Origin of the sequence: Citrobacter sp. Ca225, from assembly GCF_030337175.1 — a bacterium.
GTDB lineage: Bacteria > Pseudomonadota > Gammaproteobacteria > Enterobacterales > Enterobacteriaceae > Citrobacter_A > Citrobacter_A amalonaticus.
Genome location: NZ_JAOWCD010000102.1, coordinates 1 through 6,480 on the forward strand (window position 1 = coordinate 1; position 6,480 = coordinate 6,480).

General features: G+C 51.5%; 3 protein-coding genes, 4 tRNA genes and 2 rRNA genes. 8 read left to right on the forward strand and 1 reads right to left on the reverse strand.

From position 1 onward, the window contains the following. The 4 genes from OGW13_RS23090 to birA form a co-directional block, all read left to right on the forward strand. Positions 1–2,304, forward strand: a 23S ribosomal RNA gene (locus tag OGW13_RS23090); the annotation flags it as partial. A gap of 96 nt (positions 2,305–2,400) precedes the next feature. Beyond that, positions 2,401–2,516 (forward strand): 5S ribosomal RNA (gene rrf / locus OGW13_RS23095). 154 nt (positions 2,517–2,670) lie between these two features. Beyond that, the gene (gene murB / locus OGW13_RS23100; protein ID WP_042998965.1) at positions 2,671–3,699 is read left to right on the forward strand and encodes a UDP-N-acetylmuramate dehydrogenase; all 1,029 of its coding nucleotides are present in this window, start codon (positions 2,671–2,673) and stop codon (positions 3,697–3,699) included. Continuing rightward, a complete protein-coding gene (gene birA, locus OGW13_RS23105) occupies positions 3,696–4,658 on the forward strand; it encodes a bifunctional biotin--[acetyl-CoA-carboxylase] ligase/biotin operon repressor BirA (RefSeq protein ID WP_042998966.1) in 963 nt (320 codons plus the stop codon). The genes murB and birA overlap by 4 nt, the downstream gene beginning before the upstream one ends. A gap of 30 nt (positions 4,659–4,688) precedes the next feature. Here birA and coaA read toward each other — a convergent pair whose 3' ends face one another. After that, positions 4,689–5,639: a type I pantothenate kinase gene (gene coaA, locus OGW13_RS23110; RefSeq protein WP_061069505.1), complete on the reverse strand. Its 951-nt coding sequence runs from the start codon at positions 5,637–5,639 to the stop codon at positions 4,689–4,691. A gap of 401 nt (positions 5,640–6,040) precedes the next feature. Between coaA and OGW13_RS23120 the strand changes: the two genes are divergently transcribed. The 4 genes from OGW13_RS23120 to OGW13_RS23135 all read left to right on the forward strand — a co-directional run bounded on the left by OGW13_RS23120 (position 6,041) and on the right by OGW13_RS23135 (position 6,479). Continuing rightward, positions 6,041–6,116: transfer RNA gene (locus tag OGW13_RS23120), tRNA-Thr, on the forward strand. A gap of 8 nt (positions 6,117–6,124) precedes the next feature. After that, a tRNA-Tyr gene (locus OGW13_RS23125) sits at positions 6,125–6,209 on the forward strand. Positions 6,210–6,323: 114 nt separating this feature from the next. After that, positions 6,324–6,398: transfer RNA gene (locus OGW13_RS23130), tRNA-Gly, on the forward strand. Between the two features lie 5 nt (positions 6,399–6,403). Then, positions 6,404–6,479 (forward strand) — tRNA-Thr (locus OGW13_RS23135). Position 6,480: the final 1 nt, after the last annotated feature.

The following is a 6,480-nucleotide window of genomic DNA, read 5'->3' on the forward strand; positions in this document are numbered from 1 at the left end:
GGTTAACCGAATAGGGGAGCCGAAGGGAAACCGAGTCTTAACTGGGCGTTAAGTTGCAGGGTATAGACCCGAAACCCGGTGATCTAGCCATGGGCAGGTTGAAGGTTGGGTAACACTAACTGGAGGACCGAACCGACTAATGTTGAAAAATTAGCGGATGACTTGTGGCTGGGGGTGAAAGGCCAATCAAACCGGGAGATAGCTGGTTCTCCCCGAAAGCTATTTAGGTAGCGCCTCGTGAATTCATCTCCGGGGGTAGAGCACTGTTTCGGCTAGGGGGCCATCCCGGCTTACCAACCCGATGCAAACTGCGAATACCGGAGAATGTTATCACGGGAGACACACGGCGGGTGCTAACGTCCGTCGTGAAGAGGGAAACAACCCAGACCGCCAGCTAAGGTCCCAAAGTCATGGTTAAGTGGGAAACGATGTGGGAAGGCTCAGACAGCCAGGATGTTGGCTTAGAAGCAGCCATCATTTAAAGAAAGCGTAATAGCTCACTGGTCGAGTCGGCCTGCGCGGAAGATGTAACGGGGCTAAACCATGCACCGAAGCTGCGGCAGCGACACTAAGTGTTGTTGGGTAGGGGAGCGTTCTGTAAGCCTGTGAAGGTGTGCTGTGAGGCATGCTGGAGGTATCAGAAGTGCGAATGCTGACATAAGTAACGATAAAGCGGGTGAAAAGCCCGCTCGCCGGAAGACCAAGGGTTCCTGTCCAACGTTAATCGGGGCAGGGTGAGTCGACCCCTAAGGCGAGGCCGAAAGGCGTAGTCGATGGGAAACAGGTTAATATTCCTGTACCAGGTGTTACTGCGAAGGGGGGACGGAGAAGGCTATGTTGGCCGGGCGACGGTTGTCCCGGTTTAAGCGTGTAGGTGTGTGTTCCAGGTAAATCCGGTTCACTTTAACACTGAGGCGTGATGACGAGGCACTACGGTGCTGAAGCAACAAATGCCCTGCTTCCAGGAAAAGCCTCTAAGCATCAGGTAACATCAGATCGTACCCCAAACCGACACAGGTGGTCAGGTAGAGAATACCAAGGCGCTTGAGAGAACTCGGGTGAAGGAACTAGGCAAAATGGTGCCGTAACTTCGGGAGAAGGCACGCTGATATGTAGGTGAAGCGATTTACTCGTGGAGCTGAAATCAGTCGAAGATACCAGCTGGCTGCAACTGTTTATTAAAAACACAGCACTGTGCAAACACGAAAGTGGACGTATACGGTGTGACGCCTGCCCGGTGCCGGAAGGTTAATTGATGGGGTTATCCGTAAGGAGAAGCTCTTGATCGAAGCCCCGGTAAACGGCGGCCGTAACTATAACGGTCCTAAGGTAGCGAAATTCCTTGTCGGGTAAGTTCCGACCTGCACGAATGGCGTAATGATGGCCAGGCTGTCTCCACCCGAGACTCAGTGAAATTGAACTCGCTGTGAAGATGCAGTGTACCCGCGGCAAGACGGAAAGACCCCGTGAACCTTTACTATAGCTTGACACTGAACACTGGTCCTTGATGTGTAGGATAGGTGGGAGGCTTTGAAGCGCGGACGCCAGTTCGTGTGGAGCCATCCTTGAAATACCACCCTTTAATGGCTGGTGTTCTAACGTGGGCCCGTAATCCGGGTTGCGGACAGTGTCTGGTGGGTAGTTTGACTGGGGCGGTCTCCTCCTAAAGAGTAACGGAGGAGCACGAAGGTTAGCTAATCCTGGTCGGACATCAGGAGGTTAGTGCAAAGGCATAAGCTAGCTTGACTGCGAGCGTGACGGCGCGAGCAGGTGCGAAAGCAGGTCTTAGTGATCCGGTGGTTCTGAATGGAAGGGCCATCGCTCAACGGATAAAAGGTACTCCGGGGATAACAGGCTGATACCGCCCAAGAGTTCATATCGACGGCGGTGTTTGGCACCTCGATGTCGGCTCATCACATCCTGGGGCTGAAGTAGGTCCCAAGGGTATGGCTGTTCGCCATTTAAAGTGGTACGCGAGCTGGGTTTAGAACGTCGTGAGACAGTTCGGTCCCTATCTGCCGTGGGCGCTGGAGAATTGAGGGGGGCTGCTCCTAGTACGAGAGGACCGGAGTGGACGCATCACTGGTGTTCGGGTTGTCATGCCAATGGCACTGCCCGGTAGCTAAATGCGGAAGAGATAAGTGCTGAAAGCATCTAAGCACGAAACTTGCCCCGAGATGAGTTCTCCCTGACCCTTTAAGGGTCCTGAAGGAACGTTGAAGACGACGACGTTGATAGGCCGGGTGTGTAAGCGCAGCGATGCGTTGAGCTAACCGGTACTAATGAACCGTGAGGCTTAACCTTACAACGCCGAAGCTGTTTTGGCGGATTGAGAGAAAATTTTCAGCGTGATTACAGATTAGATTAACCGGCGAAAGGCGGGTTAATAAACAGAATTTGCCTGGCGGCTTTAGCGCGGTGGTCCCACCTGACCCCATGCCGAACTCAGAAGTGAAACGCCGTAGCGCCGATGGTAGTGTGGGGTCTCCCCATGCGAGAGTAGGGAACTGCCAGGCATCAAACAAGTGAAGAGCCCATCCTGACGGATGGGCTTTTTTGCATCCGTCATCGGTCGGATCATTTTATCGAATAACGTCATCCCGCCATAATACAAGCCATACTGCGGCATATGCGGTAAACTAACCGCGATTTTGCATCAGGAAAGCCTCTATGAATCACTCCCTTAAATCCTGGAATACCTTTGGCATCGATCAAAATGCCAATGAGATTGTTTGCGCCGAAAATGAACAACAACTACTTAGCGCCTGGCAATCTGCCAATGCGTTGCATCAGCCGGTACTGATACTGGGTGAAGGGAGTAACGTCCTGTTCCTTGACGCCTTCCGCGGGACAGTGATCGTCAATCGTATCAAAGGCATTGAAGTAACAGAGCAACCAGACGCGTGGTTGTTGCATGTCGGTGCGGGTGAAAACTGGCATCATCTGGTTCAGCATACACTACAGCTTGGCATGCCGGGGCTGGAAAACCTGGCGCTGATCCCCGGCTGCGTAGGCTCTTCACCGATCCAGAATATTGGTGCTTACGGCGTGGAGCTCCAGCGAGTGTGTGATTATGTTGACTGTGTTGAGCTGGCAACAGGAAAATCGCGGCGCGTGAGTGCGGCGGAATGTCGCTTTGGCTATCGTGACAGTATCTTTAAACATGAATACCAGGATCGCTACGCGATCGTTGCGGTGGGGTTACGTCTGACTAAGCAATGGCAACCAGTGTTGACCTATGGCGACCTGACGCGTCTGGATCCGGCCACGGTAACGCCCCAGCAGGTGTTTGATTCGGTTTGCCGTATGCGTATAACAAAACTGCCCGATCCAAAAGTGATCGGTAATGCGGGTAGCTTTTTTAAAAACCCCGTCGTGGCAAAGGATGTGGTTGAGGCACTGCTGTCTCAGTTTCCGAATGCCCCTCATTACCCTCAACCTGATGGTTCAGTAAAACTGGCGGCTGGCTGGCTCATTGACCAATGTGAGTTGAAAGGCGTGGGTATCGGAGGGGCAGCCGTACATCGTCAACAGGCGCTTGTACTTATTAACGCGGCTAACGCGACAAGCGAAGATGTGGTCAATCTCGCGCACCTGGTGCGTGCGAAAGTCGGTGAGAAATTTAACGTCTGGCTGGAGCCTGAAGTACGCTTCATCGGGCAGAGTGGCGAAGTCAATGCTGTGGAGATCATTGCATGAAGGATAATACCGTTCCTCTGATGCTTATCTCCTTACTGGCCGATGGCGAGTTTCATTCCGGTGAGCAACTGGGTGAACAGTTGGGGATGAGCCGGGCGGCCATCAATAAACATATCCAGACTCTACGTGACTGGGGAGTTGATGTCTTTACCGTGCCAGGCAAAGGATACAGTTTACCGGAGCCGATTCAGTTGCTGGATTCTGACCGCATCTACAGTCAGTTGGATCGCGGCACGGTGGCTGTGCTGCCGGTTATTGATTCCACCAATCAGTACCTGCTGGACCGCATCGATCTATTGCAGTCTGGCGATGCCTGCGTGGCGGAATACCAACAGGCAGGTCGTGGACGTCGTGGACGTAAGTGGTTTTCCCCCTTTGGCGCAAACCTTTATCTTTCAATGTTCTGGCGTCTGGAGCAGGGGCCGGCCGCCGCGATCGGCTTAAGCCTAGTGATCGGTATCGTAATGGCTGAGGTTCTGCGTGATCTGGGTGCGGACAAGGTACGGGTGAAGTGGCCTAACGATCTCTACCTGTTGGATCGCAAACTGGCGGGGATCCTGGTTGAGTTAACGGGTAAGACGGGCGATGCTGCGCAGATCGTCATCGGCGCCGGCATTAACATGGCAATGCGCCGTGTGGAAGAAGGCGTGGTGAATCAGGGATGGATTACGTTGCAGGAAGCTGGGATTACGCTCGATCGCAATACGCTGGCGGCAAGGCTCATTCGTGAATTACGTACCGCGCTGGAGTTATTTGAGCAAGAAGGACTGGCTCCTTATCTTTCCCGTTGGGAAAAGCTGGATAACTTTATCAATCGCCAGGTTAAACTGATTATCGGTGACAAAGAAATATACGGTATTTCACGAGGTATCGATGCGCAGGGCGCATTACTTCTGGAACAGGATGGTATTATAAAACCGTGGGTTGGGGGAGAAATCTCCCTGAGAAGCGCTGAATAATTAAAAAGGGAGCGAAAGCTCCCTTTTTAATTATTTTCGCAGGCGAACCTGCTCGACGGCATGATTGGCGCTCTTGGTCATAATCAGACTCGCGCGCTCACGCGTGGGTAGAATATTTTGTTTTAAATTCAGCCAGTTAATTTCTTTCCATAATGAGGTGGCCGTATTGATCGCCTCCTCTTTCGTCAGTTTCGCGTAGTTATGGAAATAAGAGTCAGGGTCGGTAAACGCCCCCTCGCGGAATTTAAGAAAACGATTGATATACCATGTCTGCAGTAACTCTTCCGGTGCATCAACATAAATAGAGAAGTCGACGAAGTCCGAAACAAATACATGATGAGGGTCGTGTGGATAGTCCATCCCGCTCTGCAGAACATTGAGTCCTTCGAGAATTAATATATCGGGTTGGGCCACGGTTTTATCCCCATCAGGGATCACATCATAAATCAGATGCGAATAAACCGGAGCGGTTACGTTTGGCACGCCGGATTTGAGATCGGAGACAAACTTGACCAGACGATGCATGTCATACGATTCCGGAAAACCTTTCTTCTTCATTAACCCACGGTCTTTTAATACCTGGTTTGGATGAAGAAAACCATCCGTGGTGATCAGTTCAACGCGACGATGTTCTGGCCAACGGCTCAGTAACGCCTGTAATACACGCGCAGTGGTACTTTTCCCCACCGCTACGCTGCCAGCAATACTGATGATATAAGGGATACGCTCACCGTTCGTGCCCAGAAACTGTTCGAGAACAGCCTGACGACGCAGGTTCGAGCTGATATAGAAGTTAAGCAAACGCGACAAGGGCAAATAGATCTCTGCAACTTCTTCCAGCGATAAATCTTCATTAATCCCTTTTAACCGTGCGATCTCTTCTTCAGTGAGGGTCATCGGCACGGAATCACGAAGCGCAGCCCACTGGTTGCGGTCAAACTGTAGGTAAGGCGTCATTAACGTTTGCTCTTTTATACTCATAAGCATGTTTCTGGCTGTCATTACACCATCAGGGCAGTGATAAAAAGCGCGTCATCCCCGGCATGCAATGGCACGTCGCATTTCAGTTAATTTGGACAATGGGCAGGAGGGTAACACCAGATGGGGGGGAATAATAAGAAAAAATCTCTTCTGAACGTCATTCCCTGAAACGCAATGTGACGGATATTCCAGATGTACAGGCGATGATTTGGTGCGTTGAAGTACCACCCGATGCAGGTGGGAGGAAATGGACTGCCAGATAATGTCGAAATTTTATGCTAAGCTGACTGAAAATACGCCATTTTTTGGTCGTATAGTGCAAAATGTGAGCGATAGAACATTTTATGCAATTTTTTAGTTGCATGAGCACGCAGGTCTCCATAGAATGCGCGCTACTTGATGCCGACTTAGCTCAGTAGGTAGAGCAACTGACTTGTAATCAGTAGGTCACCAGTTCGATTCCGGTAGTCGGCACCATCAAGTCCGGTGGGGTTCCCGAGCGGCCAAAGGGAGCAGACTGTAAATCTGCCGTCACAGACTTCGAAGGTTCGAATCCTTCCCCCACCACCACTTTCTGGCAGCAATTGCTGTCTGAGCTGGTTACGAAAATAATCGGCTCGAATGAGAAAAGAGACTTGTCTCTTTTTTTGTTACAGAAAGAACTGGGTAGCCGAGTTTCAGGATGCGGGCATCGTATAATGGCTATTACCTCAGCCTTCCAAGCTGATGATGCGGGTTCGATTCCCGCTGCCCGCTCCAGACGTGCTGATATGGCTCAGTTGGTAGAGCGCACCCTTGGTAAGGGTGAGGTCCCCAGTTCGACTCTGGGTATCAGCACCAC

Bases quoted from the DNA above. Each gene is read 5' to 3' on its own strand.
- murB (WP_042998965.1), top strand. From the start codon at position 2,671: ATGAATCACTCCCTTAAATCCTGGAATACCTTTGGCATCGATCAAAAT.
- birA (WP_042998966.1), top strand. From the start codon at position 3,696: ATGAAGGATAATACCGTTCCTCTGATGCTTATCTCCTTACTGGCCGAT.
- coaA (WP_061069505.1), bottom strand. From the start codon at position 5,639: ATGAGTATAAAAGAGCAAACGTTAATGACGCCTTACCTACAGTTTGAC.